The sequence below is a fragment of the Pseudomonas sp. PI1 genome, assembly GCF_000812405.1.
GTDB lineage: Bacteria > Pseudomonadota > Gammaproteobacteria > Pseudomonadales > Pseudomonadaceae > Pseudomonas > Pseudomonas citronellolis.
Genome location: NZ_JWMC01000022.1, coordinates 138504 through 157522, shown reverse-complemented (window position 1 = coordinate 157522; position 19019 = coordinate 138504). Strand labels below are relative to the sequence as shown.

At 67.2% G+C, this 19019-nt stretch carries 15 protein-coding genes and 3 tRNA genes; 1 reads left to right on the top strand and 17 read right to left on the bottom strand.

The genetic code is table 11. From position 1 onward, the window contains the following. Positions 1-1407 (bottom strand): magnesium transporter (gene mgtE, locus RN02_RS09720; RefSeq protein WP_043314245.1); only part of this gene is annotated, 1407 nt, incomplete at its 3' end. Positions 1408-1730: 323 nt separating this feature from the next. Between mgtE and bamE the strand changes: the two genes are divergently transcribed. Next, positions 1731-2240 carry an outer membrane protein assembly factor BamE domain-containing protein gene (gene bamE, locus RN02_RS09715; RefSeq protein WP_043314244.1) on the top strand — a complete coding sequence of 170 codons (510 nt, stop codon included), beginning with the start codon at positions 1731-1733 and terminating at the stop codon, positions 2238-2240. Positions 2241-2308: 68 nt separating this feature from the next. On the opposite strand, the gene RN02_RS09710 is transcribed toward bamE, so the two are convergent. From RN02_RS09710 to aotP, 16 genes are all read right to left on the bottom strand, one after another. After that, positions 2309-2385 (bottom strand) — tRNA-Arg (locus tag RN02_RS09710). A 101-nt stretch (positions 2386-2486) separates the two neighbouring features. Then, positions 2487-2563: transfer RNA gene (locus tag RN02_RS09705), tRNA-Arg, on the bottom strand. Between the two features lie 109 nt (positions 2564-2672). Next, positions 2673-2763: transfer RNA gene (locus tag RN02_RS09700), tRNA-Ser, on the bottom strand. A 61-nt stretch (positions 2764-2824) separates the two neighbouring features. Continuing rightward, on the bottom strand, positions 2825-3010 hold the full coding sequence (csrA, locus tag RN02_RS09695) for a carbon storage regulator CsrA (RefSeq protein ID WP_003085981.1): 186 nt from the start codon (positions 3008-3010) through the stop codon (positions 2825-2827). 187 nt (positions 3011-3197) lie between these two features. Beyond that, positions 3198-4433, bottom strand: coding sequence for an aspartate kinase (locus tag RN02_RS09690; RefSeq protein WP_043314243.1), 1236 nt, complete (start codon positions 4431-4433; stop codon positions 3198-3200). Positions 4434-4533: 100 nt separating this feature from the next. Further along, complete coding sequence (gene alaS / locus RN02_RS09685) at positions 4534-7158, bottom strand: alanine--tRNA ligase (RefSeq protein ID WP_043314242.1); 2625 nt, start codon at positions 7156-7158, stop codon at positions 4534-4536. A 121-nt stretch (positions 7159-7279) separates the two neighbouring features. Next, complete coding sequence (gene ltaE, locus RN02_RS09680) at positions 7280-8284, bottom strand: low-specificity L-threonine aldolase (RefSeq protein ID WP_009620768.1); 1005 nt, start codon at positions 8282-8284, stop codon at positions 7280-7282. Positions 8285-8926: 642 nt separating this feature from the next. Then, a complete protein-coding gene (gene astE / locus RN02_RS09675) occupies positions 8927-9925 on the bottom strand; it encodes a succinylglutamate desuccinylase (RefSeq protein WP_043314241.1) in 999 nt (332 codons plus the stop codon). 51 nt (positions 9926-9976) lie between these two features. Beyond that, positions 9977-10258 (bottom strand): hypothetical protein, encoded by a 282-nt coding sequence (locus tag RN02_RS09670; RefSeq protein WP_009620763.1) that lies wholly within the window; start codon positions 10256-10258, stop codon positions 9977-9979. A gap of 5 nt (positions 10259-10263) precedes the next feature. Beyond that, positions 10264-11610 carry an N-succinylarginine dihydrolase gene (astB, locus tag RN02_RS09665; RefSeq protein WP_043314240.1) on the bottom strand — a complete coding sequence of 449 codons (1347 nt, stop codon included), beginning with the start codon at positions 11608-11610 and terminating at the stop codon, positions 10264-10266. Further along, positions 11610-13073: a succinylglutamate-semialdehyde dehydrogenase gene (gene astD / locus RN02_RS09660; RefSeq protein ID WP_043314239.1), complete on the bottom strand. Its 1464-nt coding sequence runs from the start codon at positions 13071-13073 to the stop codon at positions 11610-11612. The genes astB and astD overlap by 1 nt, the downstream gene beginning before the upstream one ends. A 28-nt stretch (positions 13074-13101) precedes the next feature. Next, positions 13102-14121, bottom strand: a complete 1020-nt coding sequence (gene astA / locus RN02_RS09655) for an arginine N-succinyltransferase (protein ID WP_043267706.1) — start codon at positions 14119-14121, stop codon at positions 13102-13104. A gap of 90 nt (positions 14122-14211) precedes the next feature. After that, positions 14212-15228, bottom strand: coding sequence for an arginine/ornithine succinyltransferase subunit alpha (aruF, locus tag RN02_RS09650; RefSeq protein ID WP_043267708.1), 1017 nt, complete (start codon positions 15226-15228; stop codon positions 14212-14214). A 159-nt stretch (positions 15229-15387) separates the two neighbouring features. Continuing rightward, a complete protein-coding gene (locus RN02_RS09645) occupies positions 15388-16608 on the bottom strand; it encodes an aspartate aminotransferase family protein (protein ID WP_043314238.1) in 1221 nt (406 codons plus the stop codon). A gap of 626 nt (positions 16609-17234) precedes the next feature. Further along, positions 17235-18218: a transcriptional regulator ArgR gene (argR, locus tag RN02_RS09640; RefSeq protein WP_009620752.1), complete on the bottom strand. Its 984-nt coding sequence runs from the start codon at positions 18216-18218 to the stop codon at positions 17235-17237. 34 nt (positions 18219-18252) lie between these two features. After that, entirely contained in the window at positions 18253-19017 is a 765-nt protein-coding gene (gene aotP / locus RN02_RS09635; protein ID WP_009620746.1) for an arginine/ornithine transport ATP-binding protein AotP, read from the bottom strand. Positions 19018-19019: the final 2 nt, after the last annotated feature.

The window sequence follows — 19019 nt, the reverse complement described above, 5'->3', positions numbered from 1 at the left end:
AAAAACCCCGCCGCTGTCGGTCATGGCGGTGATCATCACGCTGGATCCCATCGCCGGGTCGCGCCCCAGGCGCAGCAGCGTCATCGGAATCAGCACCCCCGCCAGCGCCGCCAGCAGCAGGTTGAGGGTCATGGCCGCGGTCATCACCACGCCCAGCTCCCAGTTGCCGTACAGGTAGAAGGCCACCACGCCTATCACCCCGCCCCACACCAGGCCGTTGACCAGCGCCACGCCCAGCTCCTTGCGCAGCAGGCGCGTGGCGTTGCTGGTCTGGATCTGGTCCAGGGCGATGGCGCGGACGATCATGGTGATGGTCTGGTTGCCCGAGTTGCCGCCGATGCCGGCGACGATGGGCATCAGCGCGGCCAGCGCCACCAGCTTCTCGATGGAGCCTTCGAACAGGCCGATCACCCGCGAGGCGACGAAGGCGGTGATCAGGTTGGTGGCCAGCCAGGTCCAGCGGTTGCGTACCGACTTCCACACCGAGGCGAAGATGTCTTCCTCCTCGCGCAGACCGGCCATGTTCAGCACTTCGGTCTCGCTCTCCTCGCGGATGAGGTCGACCATCTCGTCGATGGTCAGGCGGCCGATCAGCTTGCCGTTCTTGTCCACCACCGGGGCAGAGATCAGGTCGTAGCGCTCGAACGCCTGGGCGGCGTCGTAGCCGTCCTCGTCGGGCTGGAAGGTCACCGGGTCGGTGGCCATGACCTCGGCCACCTGCTTGTCCGGGTCGTTGACCAGCAGGCGCTTGATCGGCAGCACGCCCTTGAGCAGGCCGTCGTAGTCGACCACGAACAGCTTGTCGGTATGCCCCGGCAACTCCTTCAGGCGGCGCAGGTAGCGCAGCACCACTTCCAGGCTGACGTCGTCGCGGATGGTGACCATCTCGAAGTCCATCAGCGCGCCGACTTCGTCTTCCTCGTAGGACAACGCCGAGCGCACGCGCTCGCGCTGCTGCGCATCGAGGGTTTCCATCAGCTCGTGGACGACGTCGCGCGGCAGTTCCGGCGCCAGGTCGGCGAGTTCGTCGGCGTCCATCTCCTTGGCCGCGGCGAGGATCTCGTGATCGTCCATGTCGGCGATCAGCGTCTCGCGGACGGCGTCGGAAACTTCGAGGAGGATGTCGCCGTCGCGCTCGGCCTTGACCAGCTGCCAGACCGTCAGGCGGTCGCCCAGCGGCAGCGATTCGAGGATGTGGGCGATGTCGGCGGGGTGCAGGTCATCGAGCTTGCGCTGCAGCTCGGCGAGGTTCTGCCGGTGTACCAGGTTCTCGACGAGGTCCTGGTGCTGGCCCTCCTGGCGGTGCGCCAGGTCTTCGACCAGCTTGTGCTTGTTCAGCAGCTCGACCACCTGGTTCAGGCGGTCCTGCAGGCTTTCCTGCGGCTTCTTGGCTTCTACTTCGGTCATAGCACGCTCCACCCCCAGCGGCGGAGCGCGCACGGGGGCTTAAAACATCAGGTCGTGTTGAGGCAATCGGGGTTCTGGGTAACTACTGGGTAAGTCCATGGTGGTGTGCCCACGCGCCCATATCGGGCAGATAGGAGAAATGATAACACTCCGGAGCCTGTTCAGCGTTACAAAATAGCGGCTAGAACAATCGCTTGCGGCACAAAGTTGAGGGTTACTTCACTGGCTATCACAGACGCCGGAAAAACCTGTCGAGACACCCGGAAATTTCGCGGAGGCCAGGCGGGATAGGCTGCATGCAACCCTGTCACGGAGGATCGGAGATGCGCCTGTCGCCCCTGCACTGCCTGCTGCTCCCGCTGCTCGCCCTCATGCCAATGGACAATCCCGCCGCCACGCCGTTCCGCTGCGAGGCCGCCGATGGCCGTGTCAGCTTCCACCAGCATGGCTGCCCGCCGGGCCAGGCGCAAAGCCGGCAGCGCGCGCACAACCCGACGCCGGGCAGCGGCAGGCCGGTGCCCCTCGCCCGCCCTTCCCAGGAGAGCCGGCGCATGCCATCCGACACGCCGCTGGTGGTGGTCGGCGAGCGCGAGGACGGCTGCGGCAACCGCCTCGACGACCGGGAAAGACGCACCGCGATCCTGCAGAAACGCATCCGCACCGGCATGACCCGCGCGGATGTGGAAAGCGCCTTCGGCCGCCCGGACCGGATCAGCCAGTTGGATGACCGGCAGCGCTACCACTACGACGCCAGGCCCGGCCAGGGCCGGCGCACGGTGACCTTCGACGAGTTCGGCTGCGTGCAGGGCAAGGCGACGCGCAAGCGGCGCTGAGCCTGGCCGACTTGGAAAAATGCGGACAAAGAAAAAGGGCCTGCATTGCTGCAGGCCCTTTCGGTAGATGGCGCACTCAGGAGGATTCGAACCTCCGACCGCTCGGTTCGTAGCCGAGTACTCTATCCAGCTGAGCTATGAGTGCGCTGGTTGGTGCAGTTTAGCCAGGTTCACCAACTGGTGCAGCTTCTCGGGCCGAGGCCTTTCGTCGCTGCTGGCGTCCGCTTTCGCGTACCGCCTGTGTAGTGGCGCACTCAGGAGGATTCGAACCTCCGACCGCTCGGTTCGTAGCCGAGTACTCTATCCAGCTGAGCTATGAGTGCGCTGATGGGGCGCAAATTCTAGTCCGAACATTCAGACGTGTCAAACAGATTTTTCAATCTTTTCAGTAGCTTAGCTACCTGACTCGTCATTCGCAGCAGAACGTGCAAATGGCGGAGAGGGGGGGATTCGAACCCCCGACACCCTTTTGAGGTGTACTCCCTTAGCAGGGGAGCGCCTTCGGCCACTCGGCCACCTCTCCGCAACACGGGGCGCATGATATCCATGTTTTCCCCGTTTGCAAAGAATTTTTTATAGAAAAATTAATGGTTTGGTTCTTGGTCTTTCTCTTTCTGGATGCGCTGGTAGATCTCTTCGCGGTGAACAGCGACTTCCTTCGGCGCGTTCACGCCAATGCGCACCTGATTTCCCTTGACGCCCAGCACAGTCACAGTGACGTCATCACCAACCATCAGGGTCTCTCCGACCCGGCGAGTCAGAATCAGCATTCCTTTCTCCTTTCGTGTTTCGGATAAGCAGTCTGCAAAAAAAAGAAATGGCGGCAGAGCCACTGAATATCAAGTGTGTGCTCCTTCACCCAAGTATTGACCAGTCCGCGCGGAATGAAAGTTCCGGCGGCCCGGTCAAAAACGACAAAAGGCGCGGGATGAGCCGCGCCTTTTGCATGATGCCCTCTTACTCGCCCTGGCGGGCCGGGGCATCCAGCTCGAAGGCAGTGTGCAAGGCGCGCACCGCGAGCTCCAGGTATTTTTCCTCGATGACCACGGACACCTTGATTTCCGAGGTGGAGATCATCTGGATGTTGATGCTCTCCTTGGCCAGCGCCTCGAACATGCGGCTGGCGACGCCGGCGTGGGAACGCATGCCGACACCGACGATGGAGACCTTGGCGATGTTGGTGTCGCCGGTGGCTTCGCGCGCGCCGATGTTGGCGGCGGTCTGCTTGAGGATTTCCAGGGCGGCCAGGTAGTCGTTGCGGTGCACGGTGAAGGTGAAGTCGGTGGTGTTATCGTGCGAGACGTTCTGCACGATCATGTCGACTTCGATGTTCGCGGCACTGATCGGCCCGAGGATCTTGAAGGCCACCCCGGGGGTATCCGGTACGCCACGGATGGTCAGCTTGGCTTCGTCGCGGTTGAAGGCGATGCCGGAGATGATCGGCTGTTCCATGGATTCCTCTTCATCAAGGGTAATGAGGGTGCCCGGACCCTCCTGGAAGCTGTGCAGCACGCGCAGCGGAACATTGTACTTGCCGGCGAACTCCACCGAGCGGATCTGCAGCACCTTGGAGCCGAGGCTGGCCATTTCCAGCATTTCCTCGAAGGTGATCTTGTCCAGTCGGCGGGCCTGCGGCACTACGCGCGGGTCGGTGGTGTAGACGCCATCGACGTCGGTATAGATCTGGCACTCGTCGGCCTTCAGCGCCGCGGCCAGGGCCACGCCGGTGGTGTCGGAGCCGCCGCGGCCGAGGGTGGTGATGCTGCCGTGCTCGTCCACGCCCTGGAAGCCGGCGACCACGACCACGCGGCCGGCCTTGAGGTCGGCGCGGATGTTGGCGTCGTCGATGCTCAGGATACGCGCCTTGGTGTGCGCGCTGTCGGTCAGGATGCGCACCTGGTTGCCGGTGTAGGAAACCGCCGGCACGCCGCGCTTGATAAGGGCCATGCTCAGCAGGGCGATGGTCACCTGCTCGCCGGTGGAGACCATGACGTCCAGTTCGCGCGGAACCGGTTGGTCCATGATCTGCTTGGCCAGGCCGATCAGGCGGTTGGTCTCGCCGCTCATGGCGGAAACCACCACCACGATATCGTCACCCGCCTCGCGGAATTTCTTCACCTTCTGGGCTACCTGCTCGATACGCTCGACGGTGCCGACGGAGGTCCCTCCAAACTTCTGTACGATCAAAGCCATTTCAAAAGCCGCCTGATTCCTGAAGGGCGCCCATTAGACAGACATCGCTGCCCCTTGCCAAGGCCCGCCGGGCGCGCCGCGGGCCTGGCCTTGCCGGTGCTTACCGGCCCTGTTCGACGAAGGCCTTGGCCAGGGCCAGGGCCTCGTCCAGCTTGCCGGCGTCGGTGCCGCCGCCCTGGGCCATGTCAGGGCGACCGCCGCCCTTGCCGCCCACGGCTGCCGCGGCCTGCTTCATCAGGTCGCCGGCCTTGAGTTTGGCGGCCAGGTCCTGGGTCACCCCGGCGACCAGCACCACTTTCTCCTCGAACACGCCGCCGAGCAGGATCACGCCGCTGCCCAGCTTGTTCTTCAACTGGTCGACCAGCGCCAGCAGCGCCTTGCCGTCCAGGCCGTCGAGACGCGCGGCCAGCACTTTCACGCCCGCCACGTCCACGGCCGAGCCGGCCAGGTCGTCGCCGGCGGCGCTGGCGGCCTTGGCCTTGAGCTGCTCCAGCTCCTTCTCCAGTTGGCGGTTGCGCTCCAGCAGGCCGGCGAGCTTGTCCAGCAGGTTGTCGCGGCTGCCCTTGACCAGGCCGGCCGCTTCCTTGAGCTGCTCTTCGGCGCCATTGAGGTAGGCCAGCGCAGCCGCGCCGGTCACCGCCTCGATACGGCGCACGCCGGCGGCCACGCCGCCTTCGCTGGTGATCTTGAACAGGCCGATGTCGCCGGTGCGGCCGACGTGGGTGCCGCCGCACAGTTCGACGGAGAAGCCGCCGCCCATGGTCAGCACGCGCACCTGGTCGCCGTACTTCTCGCCGAACAGCGCCATGGCGCCCTTGGCCTTGGCGGTGTCGATGTCGGTCTCTTCGGTTTCCACGACGCTGTTGGCGCGGATCTCGCGGTTGACGATGTCTTCCAGCTGCTTCAGTTGCTCGGGCTTGATGGCCTCGAAGTGGCTGAAGTCGAAGCGCAGGCGCTGGCTGTCCACCAGCGAGCCCTTCTGCTGCACGTGGTCGCCCAGCACCTGGCGCAGCGCGGCGTGCAGCAGGTGGGTGGCGGAGTGGTTCAGCGCGGTGGCCTGGCGCACGCTGGCATCGACCTCGGCCTTGACCGCGGCGCCGACGCTCAGGCTGCCCTGGGCGACGATGCCGTGGTGCAGGTGGGCGCCGCCGGCCTTGGTGGTGTCGCGCACGTCGAAACGCACGCCGGCGCCGGAGAGGGTGCCGCAGTCGCCGACCTGGCCGCCGGATTCGGCGTAGAACGGCGTCTGGTCGAGGACGACCACGCCCTCCTCGCCTTCATTGAGCTTCTCGACGGCCTTGCCGTCCTTGAACAGCGCGATGATCTGGCCGGCGCCGGACACGCCCTGGTAGCCCAGGAAGCGGGTGTCGCCGTCGACCTTGACCAGGGCGTTGTAGTCCATGCCGAAGGCGCTGGCGGAACGGGCGCGCTCGCGCTGGGCCTCCATCTCGCGCTCGAAGCCTTCCTCGTCGAGGGTCAGGCTGCGCTCGCGGGCGATGTCGTTGGTCAGGTCCACCGGGAAGCCGTAGGTGTCGTACAGCTTGAACACCACGTTGCCGGGGATGACGCTGCCTTTCAGCTCGTTCAGGTCCTGTTCGAGGATCTTCAGGCCCTGCTCCAGGGTCTTGGCGAACTGCTCTTCCTCGGTCTTGAGCACGCGCTCGATGTGCGCCTGCTGCTGCTTGAGCTCGGGGAAGGCCTCGCCCATCTCGGCCACCAGGGCAGCGACGATCTTGTGGAAGAAGCTGCCCTTGGCGCCCAGCTTGTTGCCGTGGCGGCAGGCGCGGCGGATGATGCGGCGCAGCACGTAGCCGCGGCCCTCGTTGGACGGCAGCACGCCGTCGGCGATGAGGAAGCTGCAGGAACGGATGTGGTCGGCCACCACCTTCAGCGACGGCGCGTCGTCGTTGGCGCAGCCGATGGCCTCGGCGGAGGCTTTGAGCAGGCTCTGGAACAGGTCGATCTCGTAGTTCGAGTGGACGTGCTGCAGCACGGCGCTGATGCGCTCCAGGCCCATGCCGGTGTCCACGCTCGGCGCCGGCAGCGGGTGCATGACGCCGTCCGCGGTGCGGTTGAACTGCATGAACACGTTGTTCCAGATCTCGATGTAGCGGTCGCCGTCCTCTTCCGGGGAGCCGGGCGGGCCGCCCCAGATGTCGGCGCCGTGGTCGTAGAAGATCTCGGTGCAGGGGCCGCAGGGGCCGGTGTCGCCCATCGCCCAGAAGTTGTCGGAGGCGTAGGGGGCGCCCTTGTTGTCGCCGATGCGCACCATGCGCTCGGCGGGCACGCCGACTTCCTGGGTCCAGATGTCGTAGGCCTCGTCATCGCTGGCGTAGACGGTGACCCAGAGCTTGTCCTTGGGCAGGTTCAGCCACTTGTCCGAGGTGAGGAATTCCCAGGCGTAGTGGATGGCGTCGCGCTTGAAGTAGTCGCCGAAGCTGAAGTTGCCCAGCATTTCGAAGAAGGTGTGGTGGCGCGCGGTGTAGCCGACGTTTTCCAGGTCGTTGTGCTTGCCGCCGGCGCGGACGCACTTCTGGCTGGTGGTGGCGCGGGTGTAGGCGCGCTTTTCCAGGCCGAGGAAGCAGTCCTTGAACTGGTTCATGCCGGCGTTGGTGAACAGCAGGGTCGGGTCGTTCGCCGGAATCAGCGAACTGGACGCTACGCGGGTGTGCCCCTTCTCTTCGAAGAAGCGGAGGAAGGCTTCACGGATTTCAGCGCTTTTCATAGGTTCTTCCACGGAAAAATGCGGCCACGAATCGCCGGCAAAGGGCCGCATTATATCGGCCCTGCGCACCGGGTACAGTGTGTTTCTACGATAGATGGCAGCTATTGCGCCTCTATCCTAGTCAGTCGCGACGAAAGGCGGCGAAAGCCTCGACGATACGGGGAATGTCCGCGGTTTTCACGTCCAGGTGAGTAACCAGGCGCAGGCGCGGGGCGGCGCTGACGCGGATGCCGCGCTCGCCGAGGAAGTCGCGCAGGGCCGCGGCACGCTCGCCGAGGTCGACATAGACCATGTTGGTCTGCACCGGCTCGACGGCGTAGCCCAGGTCCGCCAGGCCGCGGCCGAGGGTTTCGGCGTTGGCGTGGTCCTCGGCCAGGCGCTGCACCTGGTGGTCCAGCGCGTACAGCCCGGCCGCCGCGAGCCCGCCGGCCTGGCGCATGCCGCCGCCGACCATCTTGCGCAGGCGCCGGGCCTTGCCGATCAGCCCGGCGCTGCCGCACAGCACCGAGCCCACCGGCGCGCCCAGGCCCTTGGACAGGCACACCGAGACGGAATCGAAGTGGCGGGTGATCTCGCCGGCGTCCACGCCCAGCTTGACCGCGGCGTTGTACAGGCGCGCGCCGTCCAGGTGCAGGGCCAGGCCGCGGCGCTGCGTCAGCTCGCGGGCGGCGGCCAGGTAGGCCAGCGGCAGGACCTTGCCCTGCATGGTGTTTTCCAGCGCCAGCAGGCGGGTGCGGGCGAAGTGGAAGTCGTCCTGCTTGATGGCCGCCTCGACCTTGGCCAGGTCCAGCGAGCCGTCGGCCTCGCCCTCGATGGGCTGCGGCTGGATGGAGCCGAGCACCGCGGCGCCGCCGCCTTCGTATTTATAGGTGTGGGCCTGCTGACCGACGATGTACTCGTCGCCGCGTTCGCAGTGGGCCATCAGCCCGAGCAGGTTGCTCATGGTGCCGCTGGGCACGAAGAGCCCGGCCTCGAAACCCAGGCGTTCGGCCAGGACGGCCTCCAGGCGGTTGACGGTGGGGTCCTCGCCATACACGTCGTCGCCCAGCTCGGCCCGGGCCATGGCCTCGCGCATCCCGGCGCTGGGCAGGGTGACGGTGTCGCTGCGAAGGTCGATGACGGACATGACGGGGCTCCTGGAACGCGGGGAAAGAGCCCGATGCTATGTGCTTGGCTGCCTGGGGACAAGGCTCGGAAGGCAGCTCTTCGCGGGCAGGGGAATGGCGTGGGTGGAACAGAGTAGGAGCGGATCTTATCCGCGAATCGCGCCGGTGTGTCCGGCTATCGCGGACAAGGTCCGCTACGGCGTGAGGAATGTCGTGCCTCCCGGCAACCTGTAGGAGCGGGCCCTGCCCGCGATTTCGCGCGCAGGGCGCGCTCCTACAGGGGATGGCGTGGGTGGCGCAGCGTAGGAGCGGATCTCATCCGCGAATCGCGCCGGGACGTCCGGCTATCGCGGACAAGGTCCGCTCCTACGGGGGGAGGAATACCGTGCCTCCCGGCAACCTGTAGGAGCGGGCCCTGCCCGCGATTTCGCGCGCAGGGCGCGCTCCTACAGGGGAATGGCGTGGGTGGCGCAGCGTAGCGGATCTCATCCGCGAATCGCGCCGGTGATTTCAGCTATCGCGGACAAGGTCCGCTCCTACGATGGGAGGAATGCCGTGCCTCCCGCCAACCTGTAGGAGCGGGCCCTGCCCGCGATTTCGCGCGCAGGGCGCGCTCCTACAGGGGAATGACGTGGGTGGGGCAGCGCCCAAACGCCGGGCGCTCAGAGCTTGGTGGGCACCACGAGAATGCCGGCGCGCAGGCCGTTCCGCACCCGCGGGTTGGGGAAGATGATGCGCGCGCCTTTCTCTTCGACGATCCAGCGGGTGCCGCCGATGTCCTCGGCGAGCAGGTAGCCATGGTCCAGCTCGGTGAAGTTGTCCACGGCGTCGTCCAGGTGCAGGCGGAAGTGGTCGCTGTGCTTGATCACCTCGCGGGACACGGCGAACAGCTGCAGGCCGTCCAGCCCGCCCTCCTCCACCGGCGCCTCGCTGCCGTCGACCAGCACCTGCAGCAGCGCCTCCAGGCGGCCCAGGTTGACCACCTGGTTCTGCCCGAACGGCCGCGCCTTGCCCAGTTCCAGGGTGAAGGCCTCGGCGCCCAGACGGCTGTAGGTGTAGGAGCTGAAGGTGATGCCGGTCTTGTTCTGCAGCAGCACCGCGTCTATCCCGGCGCTGCGCAGGCGCGCCAGCTCCGCGCGGGAATGCTCGCGGCCCTCGCTCCAGGGGTAGAGGGCGAACTGCTCGATCTTCGAGCCGCGGATCGCCGTGTGCAGGTCGTAGTGCAGGCGCTGGCGGCCGTCGCGGGCGAAGAAGGCCGCGGCCAGGCGTTCCAGCTCGGCGGCGCGCAGAGCCTCGCTGCCGCTGCCGTCCTCGTGGCGGCCGCAGAACAGGCGGTTGATGTCCTGTTCCAGGTAACGCTCGCCACGGCGCATGGCTTCCGGGTTGCCGAGCAGGAACAGCAGGCGCGCCGCCGGCTTCAGCTCGCCGCGGGCGATGCGCTGGACGAGGCGGTCGAGCAGCTCGATGGGCGCCGTCTCGTTGCCGTGGATGCCGGCCGAGAGCAGCAGGTCCAGGCCGTTGTCGCGACCGCTGGCAGGGGTCACCTCGAGGGCGCCTTCGGCCAGCCAGTGCAGGCGCGTGCCGTCGGCGGTGAGCTGGATCTTCTCGGTCGGCTCGCGACCGACGAGGGTCAGGTCGAGCAGCTTGCCCAGTGCTAGCATGCGCGGGTCTCCCGGTTGGCCGCCGGCACCTGCGGGCGGCGGCCCCTGCGATCAGTGATGGTCACATCCACAGTCTGGACCATGTTCGTGGACTTCGGCGGCCTCCAGCTCCAGGCTCAGGCTGAGCTGGTTGACCGCCTGCGGGCGGACCACCAGCAGCGGTACCTCGGTGTCCTCCTCGAAGGACTCGGCGTAGATCAGCAGGCCGCCCTTGCCGTCGGCCTCCAGCCACAGGTCGCGGCCCTCCAGGCGGATGGCCAGGCGGGCGCTGTGGGTCTCGCGACGGGCGCCGGTGGCGTCTTCGAGGATCAGCGGAAGGCTTTCGGTGGTCATGATGTTCAACTCATCTGGAAGGGATAGACGGAGCCCAGTTTAAGGATCCGGCTCAGTTCATCCAATGCCGTCCGGCACTCCACCAGCAACTGCGGGTCGGCCAGGTCGGCTTCGGACAGGCGGTCGCGGTAGTGCTTGTCGACCCAGGCCACCAGGGTGTCGTACAGCGCCGGGGTCATGACCACGCCCGGGTTCACCGCGGCCAGCTCGGCCTCGTTGAGCGCCACGCGCAGGCGCAGGCAGGCCGGGCCGCCGCCGTTCTGCATGCTCTGCTTGAGGTCGAAGACCTTCACTTCGCGGATCGGCCCGCCCTCGGCGGTCAGGCGCGACAGGTAGTTCCACACGCGCTCGTTCTGCCGGCACTCTTCCGGGACGATCAGCAGCATGCTGCCGTCGGCGCGGCTGAGCAGCTGGCTGTTGAACAGGTAGGACCTGACCGCGTCTTCCACGCTCACCTGGTCGCCCGGCACGCAGACCGGCTGGAAGCGGCCGCCACGGCGGCCCAGCTTGGCGTCCAGCTCGGCCAGCACCTTGTCGGTGTCGAGGAAGGCGTCCTGGTGGTAGAACAGCACCTCGCCGTTGCCCACGGAAATCACGTCGTTGTGGAACACGCCCTGGTCGATCACCGCCGGGTTCTGCTGGGCGTAGACCACGCCCTCCTCGCCCAGGCCGTGCAGGCGGGCCACCGCCTGGCAGGCTTCCAGGGTCTGCCGCGCCGGGTAACGCTGCGGCGCCGGGAAGCGGCTGTCGAAGGCGCTGCGGCCGAACACGAAGAACTCCACGCCGGCCTCGCCGTAGCCCTTGCAGAAGCGCGTGTGGTTGGCCGCGCCCTCGTCGCCGAACTGCGCCACCGCCGGCAGCGCCGCGTGGTGGGCGAAGTGTTTCTCGTCGCGGAACATGGCGCCGAGGATGCGGCTGGTGACCGGGTGCTCGATGGAGCGGTGGAACTTGCAGTTCAGGTTGGCCGCGGTGAAGTGCACGCGGCCATCGGCGGTGTCGGCGCTGGGGCTGACGGTGGCGGCATTGGCCGTCCACATGCAGGAGGCCGAGCTGACCGCGGCGAGCAGCGGCATGGCTTCCTTGGCCGCCTTGGCGATGACTTCGGCATCGCTACCGCTGAAGCCGAGGGCCCGCAGCGACGCCACGGCCGGGCGTTCCTGCGGGGCGAGCACACCCTGCTTGAAGCCCATCTCCATCAGCGCCTTCATCTTCGCCAGGCCCTGCTTGGCGGCTTCCTTCGGGTTGGACGCCACCTGGCTGTTGCTCTGCGAGGCGACGTTGCCGTAGGACAGGCCGCCGTAGTTGTGCGTCGGGCCGACAAGACCGTCGAAGTTCATTTCATAGGCGGTCATCACAGGCTCACTCCCGGAGTCAGGGTTGCAGGCAGGGCAAGGCTTTCGCTTTCCAGCGAAGCCACCGGATAGGCGCAGTAGTCGGCGGCGTAGTAGGCGCTCGGGCGGTGGTTGCCGGAGGCGCCGATACCGCCGAAGGGCGCGCTGCTGGCGGCGCCGGTCAGTTGCTTGTTCCAGTTGACGATGCCGGCGCGGCTGTCGAGCAGGAAGCTCTCGAAGCGCTCGCGGGAATCGGACAGCAGGCCGGCGGCCAGGCCGTACTGGGTGGCGTTGGCTTCGCGCACGGCTTCGTCGAAATCGCCGTAGCGGATGACCTGCAGCAGCGGGCCGAAGAATTCTTCGTCCGGGCGCTGCGCCACGCCGCTCACGTCGAGGATGCCGGGGGTCAGCAGGGCCGCGCCTTCCAGCGGCTGGGACATGGCCAGCAGGGCCACGGCGCCGTTGGCCAGCAGGTGCTCCTGGGCCTTGAGCAGGTGCTCGGCGGCGGCCAGGGAGATCACCGAGCCCATGAAGGGCGCCGGCTGTTCGTCGAAGCGGCCGACCTTGATGCTCGCGGTCACCGCCACCAGGCGCGCCAGCAGGGCGTCGCCCCACTCGCCCGCCGGTACCAGCAGGCGCCGCGCGCAGGTGCAGCGCTGGCCGGCGGAGATGAAGGCGGACTGGATGATGGTGTAGACGGCGGCGTCGATGTCCTTCACTTCATCGACGATCAGCGGGTTGTTGCCGCCCATCTCCAGCGCCAGGATCTTCTGCGGCTGGCCGCCGAACTGGCTGTGCAGCAGATTGCCGGTGCGGCTGGAGCCGGTGAAGAACAGGCCGTCGATGTCCGCGTGCGCAGCCAGGGCCACGCCGGTGTCGCGGGCGCCCTGCACCAGGTTGAGCACGCCCGCCGGCAGGCCGGCGTCGATCCAGGCGCGGACGGTCAGCTCGGCGACCTTGGGCGTCAGTTCGCTGGGCTTGAAGATCACGCAGTTGCCGGCCAGCAGCGCCGGCACTATATGGCCGTTGGGCAGGTGGCCGGGGAAGTTGTAGGGGCCGAACACCGCGACCACCCCGTGCGGCTTGTGGCGCAGCACGGCCGTGGCGTCGGCCAGCGGGCCGCTCTTGATGCCGGTGCGCTCGCGGTAGGCCTGGACCGAGATGGCCACCTTGTTGACCATGCTGGTGACTTCGGTGCTGGCTTCCCACAGCGGCTTGCCGGTTTCCTCGCCGATCGCCCGGACCAGCTCGTCGCTGCGCGCCTTGAGGGTGGCGGCGAAGGCTTCCAGCACGGCGATGCGCTCTTCCAGCGGGCGCCGCGCCCAGGCCGGGAAGGCGGCGCGGGCGGCGGCCACGGCGGTGTCGACCTGTGCAGCGCTGGCGGCGCGGCCGCTCCAGACCACGGCCTGGCTGACCGGGTCGAGGGATTCCAGGGTAGCGCCCTCGCCCGCCTGCCACTGGCCGGCGATGTAGTGGGTAGTCATCTCTTGTTCTCCTCCGATCCGCGCGGGATCAGCGTTTTCCGGCGGACAGCGGCACCGCGCGCACCGAGGCGCCGGCGGATAGGCGCAGGCGCTTGGCGGTCTGCGCGTCGACCACCAGGGAGCCGGCGGCGACCCGCGCCGGGGCCGCGGCGATGCGGCATTCCTCGCGCTTGCGGTTGTGGATCAGGTAGGGCTCGGCGTCGTCGCCGGGCGTGCCGATGGCCAGCACCAGCGCCTGGCTGTCGGCGATGGCGCGGATCTTCTCGGTCGGCGCCTCGATGGCCGGGCCTGCGTCGAAGATGTCGACGTAGCCCTGGTAGCTGAAGCCCTCGGCCTTGAGCATGGCCAGCGCCGGCTCGGTGTCCGGGTGCACGCGGCCGATCACGTTGCGCGCCTCTTCCGAGAGGAAGCAGGTGTACAGCGGGAACTTCGGCATCAGTTCGGCGATGAAGGCCTTGTTGCCGACACCGGTCAGGTAGTCCGCCTGGCTGAATTCCATCTTGAAGAAGTGCCGGCCCAGGCTTTCCCAGAACGGCGAGCGGCCGTCGGCGTCGGACATGCCGCGCATCTCGGCGATCACCTTGTCGCCGAACAGCTCGCGGAACTCGGCGATGAACAGGAAGCGCGCCTTGGACAGCAAGCGGCCGTTGAGGCCCGTGCGGTGGTCGGCATGCAGGAACAGCGAGCACAGCTCGGACTGCCCGGTGAGGTCGTTGGCCAGGAACAGCGTGGGGATCTCGCGGTGGATGCCCAGTTCCTGGGAGGCGCTGACGGTGAGGCCGACGCGGTAGTTGTACCAGGGCTCGCGCAGGCCGACGGCGCCGGCCACTGCGGAGATGCCGACGACCTTGCCGGCATCGTCCTCGAGGACGAACAGGTAGTCGGCGTCGGCGCGCTCGGCTTCGCCGCGGAAGGCCTTCTCGGCCCAGCCGACGCGGTGCGCCAGGCGCTGTTCGTTGGCCGGCAGCGTGGTCAGCCCGGTGCCGGTACTGCGCGCCAGTTCGATGAGGGCCGGCAGGTCGGCGCTGGTGACAGGACGAACGATCATATTCACTCCGTTCAAGCTATGAGCCAGAAGCCGGAAGCTGGAAGTTGAAAGCGCTGAGCCTCCAGCTTCCGGCTTCTGGCTTCCAACTCGTTAAACCGCTACCAGACGCACGCTGGCGCCTTCGCCGATGCCCAGGGCCTCGGCGGTTTCGGCGCTGAGGGTCACCGGCTTGCCGGGCACCCAGTCCAGCTCGGCGACCAGGGCGCGGTAGTCCTGCAGCAGGCCGTTGGTGACCAGGTAGCTGCGGGTGGCCTTGGGCACCTCGCCGATGCGCACCGGCACCAGGCGGCTCTGGGCGATGGAGCGGATGCCCGAGGTGCGCGCATGCAGGGTCGGGCCGCCATCGAAGATGTCGATGTAGTTATCGGTCTCGAAGCCTTCGCGCATCAGGATGTCGAAGGTGATCTGCGCCCGCGGGTGCACCTGGCCCATGGCTTCCTGGGCCTCGTCCGGCAGCAGCGGCACGTAGATCGGGTAGTGCGGCATCAGCTCGGCGAGGAAGGTGCGGCTCTTCAGGCCCGAGAGCTTCTCGGCCTCGCTGTAGTTGAGGTCGAAGAAGTTGCGCCCCACGGCGTTCCAGAACGGCGATTCGCCCTGCTCGTCGCTGTAGCCGACGATCTCGGTGACCACGGCGTCGGCGAAGCGCTCCGGGTGGCTGGCCATGAACAGCAGGCGGCCGCGGGAGTTGAGCTCGGCGATGGGCGTGTTCACCAGCTCGCGCTGCACGTAGAAGCTGGTCAGCAGGCTGTTGCCGGTGAGGTCGTGGCACAGCGAGAGGACGTGGATCTTGTTGTGGATCTTCAGCTCGCGGGAGGCGTGCACGAAGGTCTCGTTGCGGAAGCTGTAGAAGGGCTCGGAGAAGCCGGCCGAGGCGACTATGGCCGAGCAGCCGACCAGTTGCCCGGTCTGCGTGTCCTCGAGGACGAAGAAGTAGCTTTCCTCGCCGTTGTAGCTGACTTCGGCGGCGAACGAGGCCTCCGAGGCCAGGATCTTTTCCTTCAGCCGTTCCGCGTCGTCCGGCAGCGACGTGACGCCGACCGGGCTGTCCGCGGCGAGACGCTGCACCTGCTGCAGGTCGGCCGCTTGGGCGGGGCGCATCACCAGCATGGCGTCACTCCTCTAACCAGACAAAACCATATGAACTTCCCCGTCGCGTCGCGGGCACGGCACAGCCTGCGCCAACGCATTCGGGGCCTGCGAAAAACGGCCGGGCAAGCCGGCCGCATCGAACCGGCGCCGGCGGGATGCCCGGCGCCGTACTGCGGATCAGCCGCGGGTGAGCTTGGCCACCGCGCGCTCCAGGCGATCCAGGCCTTCGTCGATGTCGGCGTCGTCGATCACCAGGCTGGGCGCGAAACGCACCACGTCCGGGCCGGCCTGCAGGATCATCAGGCCTTCCTTCTCGGCGGCGTTGAACACGTCCTTGGCCTTGCCCTTCCAGGCATCGGCCAGCACCGCGCCGATCAGCAGGCCGAGGCCGCGGACCTGGGTGAAGATGCCGTATTCCTGGCCGAGCTTCTCCAGGCGCGCCTTGAAGCGCTCGTGCTTGGCGCGCACGCCTTCGAGCACCTCGGGCGTATTGATCACGTCGAAGGCCGCGCCGGACACCGCGCAGGCCAGCGGGTTGCCGCCGTAGGTGGTGCCGTGGGTGCCGACGACCAGGTGTTCGGCGATCTTCGCGGTGGTCAGCATGGCGCCGATGGGGAAACCGCCGCCCAGGCTCTTGGCGCTGGAGAGGATGTCCGGGACCACGCCGTAGTGCTGGTAGGCGTAAAGGTAGCCGGTACGGCCGAAACCGCTCTGCACTTCGTCGAAGATCAGCAGCGCGCCGTTGTCGTCGCACAGTTTGCGCACGCCTTCCAGGTAGGCCTTGTCGGCCGGCAGCACGCCGCTCTCGCCCTGCACCGGCTCGATGATGACCGCGCAGGTCTTGTCCGAGATGGCCGCCTTGAGCGCGTCCAGGTCGTTGAACGGGATGTGGGTGATGCCTTCGACCTTCGGCCCGAAGCCGTCGGAGTACTTGGCCTGGCCGCCGACGTTGACGGTGAACAGGGTGCGGCCGTGGAAGCTGTTGACCATCGAGATGATCTCGTACTTCTGCGGGCCGTAGACGTCGTGGGCGTAGCGGCGCGCCAGCTTGAGCGCGGCCTCGTTGGCCTCGGCGCCGGAGTTGGCGAAGAACACCCGCTCGGCGAAGGTGGCGTCGATCAGCTTCTGCGCCAGGCGCAAGGCCGGCTCGTTGGTGAACACGTTGGATACGTGCCAGATTTTGTTGGCCTGCTCGGTCAGCGCGCCCACCAGCGCCGGGTGGCAGTGGCCCAGGGAGTTCACGGCGATGCCACCGGCGAAGTCCACCAGCTCGCGGCCGCTCTGGTCCCAGACTCGCGAACCCTGCCCACGCACCGGAATGAAAGCGGCCGGGGAGTAGTTGGGGACCATCAGCTGGTCGAAGTCGGAGCGTTGTACCTGAGCGTGCGGAGCGGACATCGGTGTTCTCCTGCCTGGTGAGGCGGCTATCGATGGAAGGATTGTAGGGACGAAAAACCGGTTGGCATTGCCGCCAAGCGACAACTTCTTATAGCGCCAACCCGTGGATTTCCGAGGCTTTCGGAAATGCGACAGAAAGCGTCGGTAAGGCGCAGTGTAAAGCCAGGGCGGGCCTGCGGGTACAAGGCGCGGGGGAATTTGTTCGATGGCCGGACAGGGGAATGCCGGGCGGGGTTTTCGTGGGAGCGAGAGGACGCCTGGCCCTTCCCCTTCGGGGCGTTCGGCGGTGCCGGGAAATCCCGATTGTTCGCGAGCAAGCGCGGTGCTGCGTGGGCTTTTCGTAGGAGCGAGCTTGCTCGCGAAGGGGATTCCCCGGTGGCTACGGTGCCTGGACTCGGCTCCGCCCCTCTCCCCAACCCTCTCCCTGAAGGGAGAGGGGGCTTGTCCGTGCCGAGAGGAGGCATGGCTTCAGCCGGTAATTTCTGTGCTAGCCGGCTAACGCCGAAACATCAGCATCTGCCCAACGGTCCCCTCTCCCTTCAGGGCGGGGCGCGCAGCCGAGGGCTAGGGAGAGGGAACGCGGCCACGCCCAACACCAGCGTAACCGGGAGCCTCTCCCACTCAGCTCACCCCCGCTCCCCCGGCCCCGGCGCACCATCGGCAGCCCCCTGCCCACGACGCTGGTTCCGGTCCTCACGAGGGGTAACGCCAAAGAAATTACGGTAAGCACTGGAGAAGTGCGGCCCACTGGAAAACCCGCAGGACAGGCCGATCTGGATGATCGACTTGCTGGTCTGCATGAGCATCTGCCGCGCGCGGTTCAGGCGCAGTTCCAGGTAGTACTGGCTGGGCACGCGGGTCAGGTACTGCTTGAAGATGCGCTCCAGCTGGCGGCGCGACACGCAGACGTGCTGGGCGATCTCGTCGGTGGTCAGCGGCTCTTCGATGTTCGCTTCCATCAGCAGCACCGCCTGGGTGAGCTTCGGGTGGCTGGAGCCGAGGCGGTTCTTCAGCGGGATGCGCTGGCGCTCGCTGCCCTCGCGGATGCGCTCGACCACCAGTTCCTCGGACACCGCGCCGGCCAGTTCCGCGCCGTGGTCGCGGGACAGCACCGCCAGCAGCAGGTCGAGCACTGCCATGCCGCCGCAGGCGCTGAGGCGGTCGCGGTCCCACTCGAACAGGTGGTTGGTGGCGATGACCTTGGGGTAGCGCTCGGTGAAGTCGTCGTGCCAGCGCCAGTGCACCGCGGCGCGGTAGCCGTCGAGCAGGCCGAGCTGGGCCAGCGGGTAGATGCCGGCGGACAGCGCGCCGACGCTGGCGCCGCCGCGGGCCAGTTGCTTGAGCGCGGCGGCCAGCGGCGCGGAGACCTGCTGCGGCGCCTCGTCGGCGACCAGGAAGACGCGCTGGCACTGCTCCAGCACGCCCTGCCAGGCCTGCCCCGGCAGGCGCCAGCCGTCGCCCTCGGCGGGCTGCTCGGCGTTCATGAACACCGGGTCGTAGAGCGCTTCGGGGTGCAGGCGCCGGGCGACCCGCAGGGCCTCCTCGGCGAGCGCCAGGGTCAGCGCGCGGGTCTGGGGCCAGAGCAGGAAACCGATGCGTTGGGCAGTCATGCGGAGGCTTCTGTCGACTTCGTCGGGGGACAGCTTACTTCAAGCTGCCGGAAAGGAACTGCTTGAGGCGGTCCGATTGAGGATTTGCCAGGACTTCCTTCGGGCACCCGCGCTCTTCCACCAGGCCCTTGTGCAGGAACACCAGTTGGTTGGAGACCTCGCGGGCGAAGCCCATCTCGTGGGTCACCACCACCATGGTGCGGCCTTCCTGGGCCAGGTCCTGCATGACCTTGAGCACTTCGCCGACCAGCTCCGGGTCCAGCGCCGAGGTCGGCTCGTCGAACAGCATCACCTCCGGCTCCATGGCCAGGGCGCGGGCGATGGCCACGCGCTGCTGCTCGCCGCCGCTCATGTGCGCCGGGTAGGCGTCCTTGCGGTGCGCCACGCCGACCTTGGCCAGGTAGTGCTCGGCCTTCTCCAGGGCTTCCTTCTTCGACACGCCGAGCACGTGCACGGGCGCCTCGATGACGTTGTCCAGGGCGCTCATGTGCGACCACAGGTTGAAGTGCTGGAACACCATCGACAGGCGCGAGCGCATGCGCTGCAGCTGGCGGGTGTCGGCGGCCTTGAGCGCGCCGTCCTTGTTCGGCACCAGCTTCAGCTCCTCGCCGTTGAGCAGGATCTTGCCGGCGTGGGGCTGCTCCAGCAGGTTGATGCAGCGCAGGAAGGTGCTCTTGCCCGAGCCGGAGGAGCCGATGATGCTGATCACGTCGCCCGCTTTCGCCGCCAGGGAAACGCCCTTGAGCACTTCGTGGGTGCCGTAGCGCTTGTGCAGGTCTTGGATTTCCAGTTTGTACATGT

What these genes read in the sequence shown, in the direction of transcription:
- bamE (WP_043314244.1), top strand. Translation starts at nt 1,731, where the DNA reads ATGCGCCTGTCGCCCCTGCACTGCCTGCTGCTCCCGCTGCTCGCCCTC.
- csrA (WP_003085981.1), bottom strand. Translation starts at nt 3,010, where the DNA reads ATGCTGATTCTGACTCGCCGGGTCGGAGAGACCCTGATGGTTGGTGAT.
- RN02_RS09690 (WP_043314243.1), bottom strand. Translation starts at nt 4,433, where the DNA reads ATGGCTTTGATCGTACAGAAGTTTGGAGGGACCTCCGTCGGCACCGTC.
- alaS (WP_043314242.1), bottom strand. Translation starts at nt 7,158, where the DNA reads ATGAAAAGCGCTGAAATCCGTGAAGCCTTCCTCCGCTTCTTCGAAGAG.
- ltaE (WP_009620768.1), bottom strand. Translation starts at nt 8,284, where the DNA reads ATGTCCGTCATCGACCTTCGCAGCGACACCGTCACCCTGCCCAGCGCC.
- astE (WP_043314241.1), bottom strand. Translation starts at nt 9,925, where the DNA reads ATGCTAGCACTGGGCAAGCTGCTCGACCTGACCCTCGTCGGTCGCGAG.
- RN02_RS09670 (WP_009620763.1), bottom strand. Translation starts at nt 10,258, where the DNA reads ATGACCACCGAAAGCCTTCCGCTGATCCTCGAAGACGCCACCGGCGCC.
- astB (WP_043314240.1), bottom strand. Translation starts at nt 11,610, where the DNA reads ATGACCGCCTATGAAATGAACTTCGACGGTCTTGTCGGCCCGACGCAC.
- astD (WP_043314239.1), bottom strand. Translation starts at nt 13,073, where the DNA reads ATGACTACCCACTACATCGCCGGCCAGTGGCAGGCGGGCGAGGGCGCT.
- astA (WP_043267706.1), bottom strand. Translation starts at nt 14,121, where the DNA reads ATGATCGTTCGTCCTGTCACCAGCGCCGACCTGCCGGCCCTCATCGAA.
- aruF (WP_043267708.1), bottom strand. Translation starts at nt 15,228, where the DNA reads ATGCTGGTGATGCGCCCCGCCCAAGCGGCCGACCTGCAGCAGGTGCAG.
- RN02_RS09645 (WP_043314238.1), bottom strand. Translation starts at nt 16,608, where the DNA reads ATGTCCGCTCCGCACGCTCAGGTACAACGCTCCGACTTCGACCAGCTG.
- argR (WP_009620752.1), bottom strand. Translation starts at nt 18,218, where the DNA reads ATGACTGCCCAACGCATCGGTTTCCTGCTCTGGCCCCAGACCCGCGCG.
- aotP (WP_009620746.1), bottom strand. Translation starts at nt 19,017, where the DNA reads ATGTACAAACTGGAAATCCAAGACCTGCACAAGCGCTACGGCACCCAC.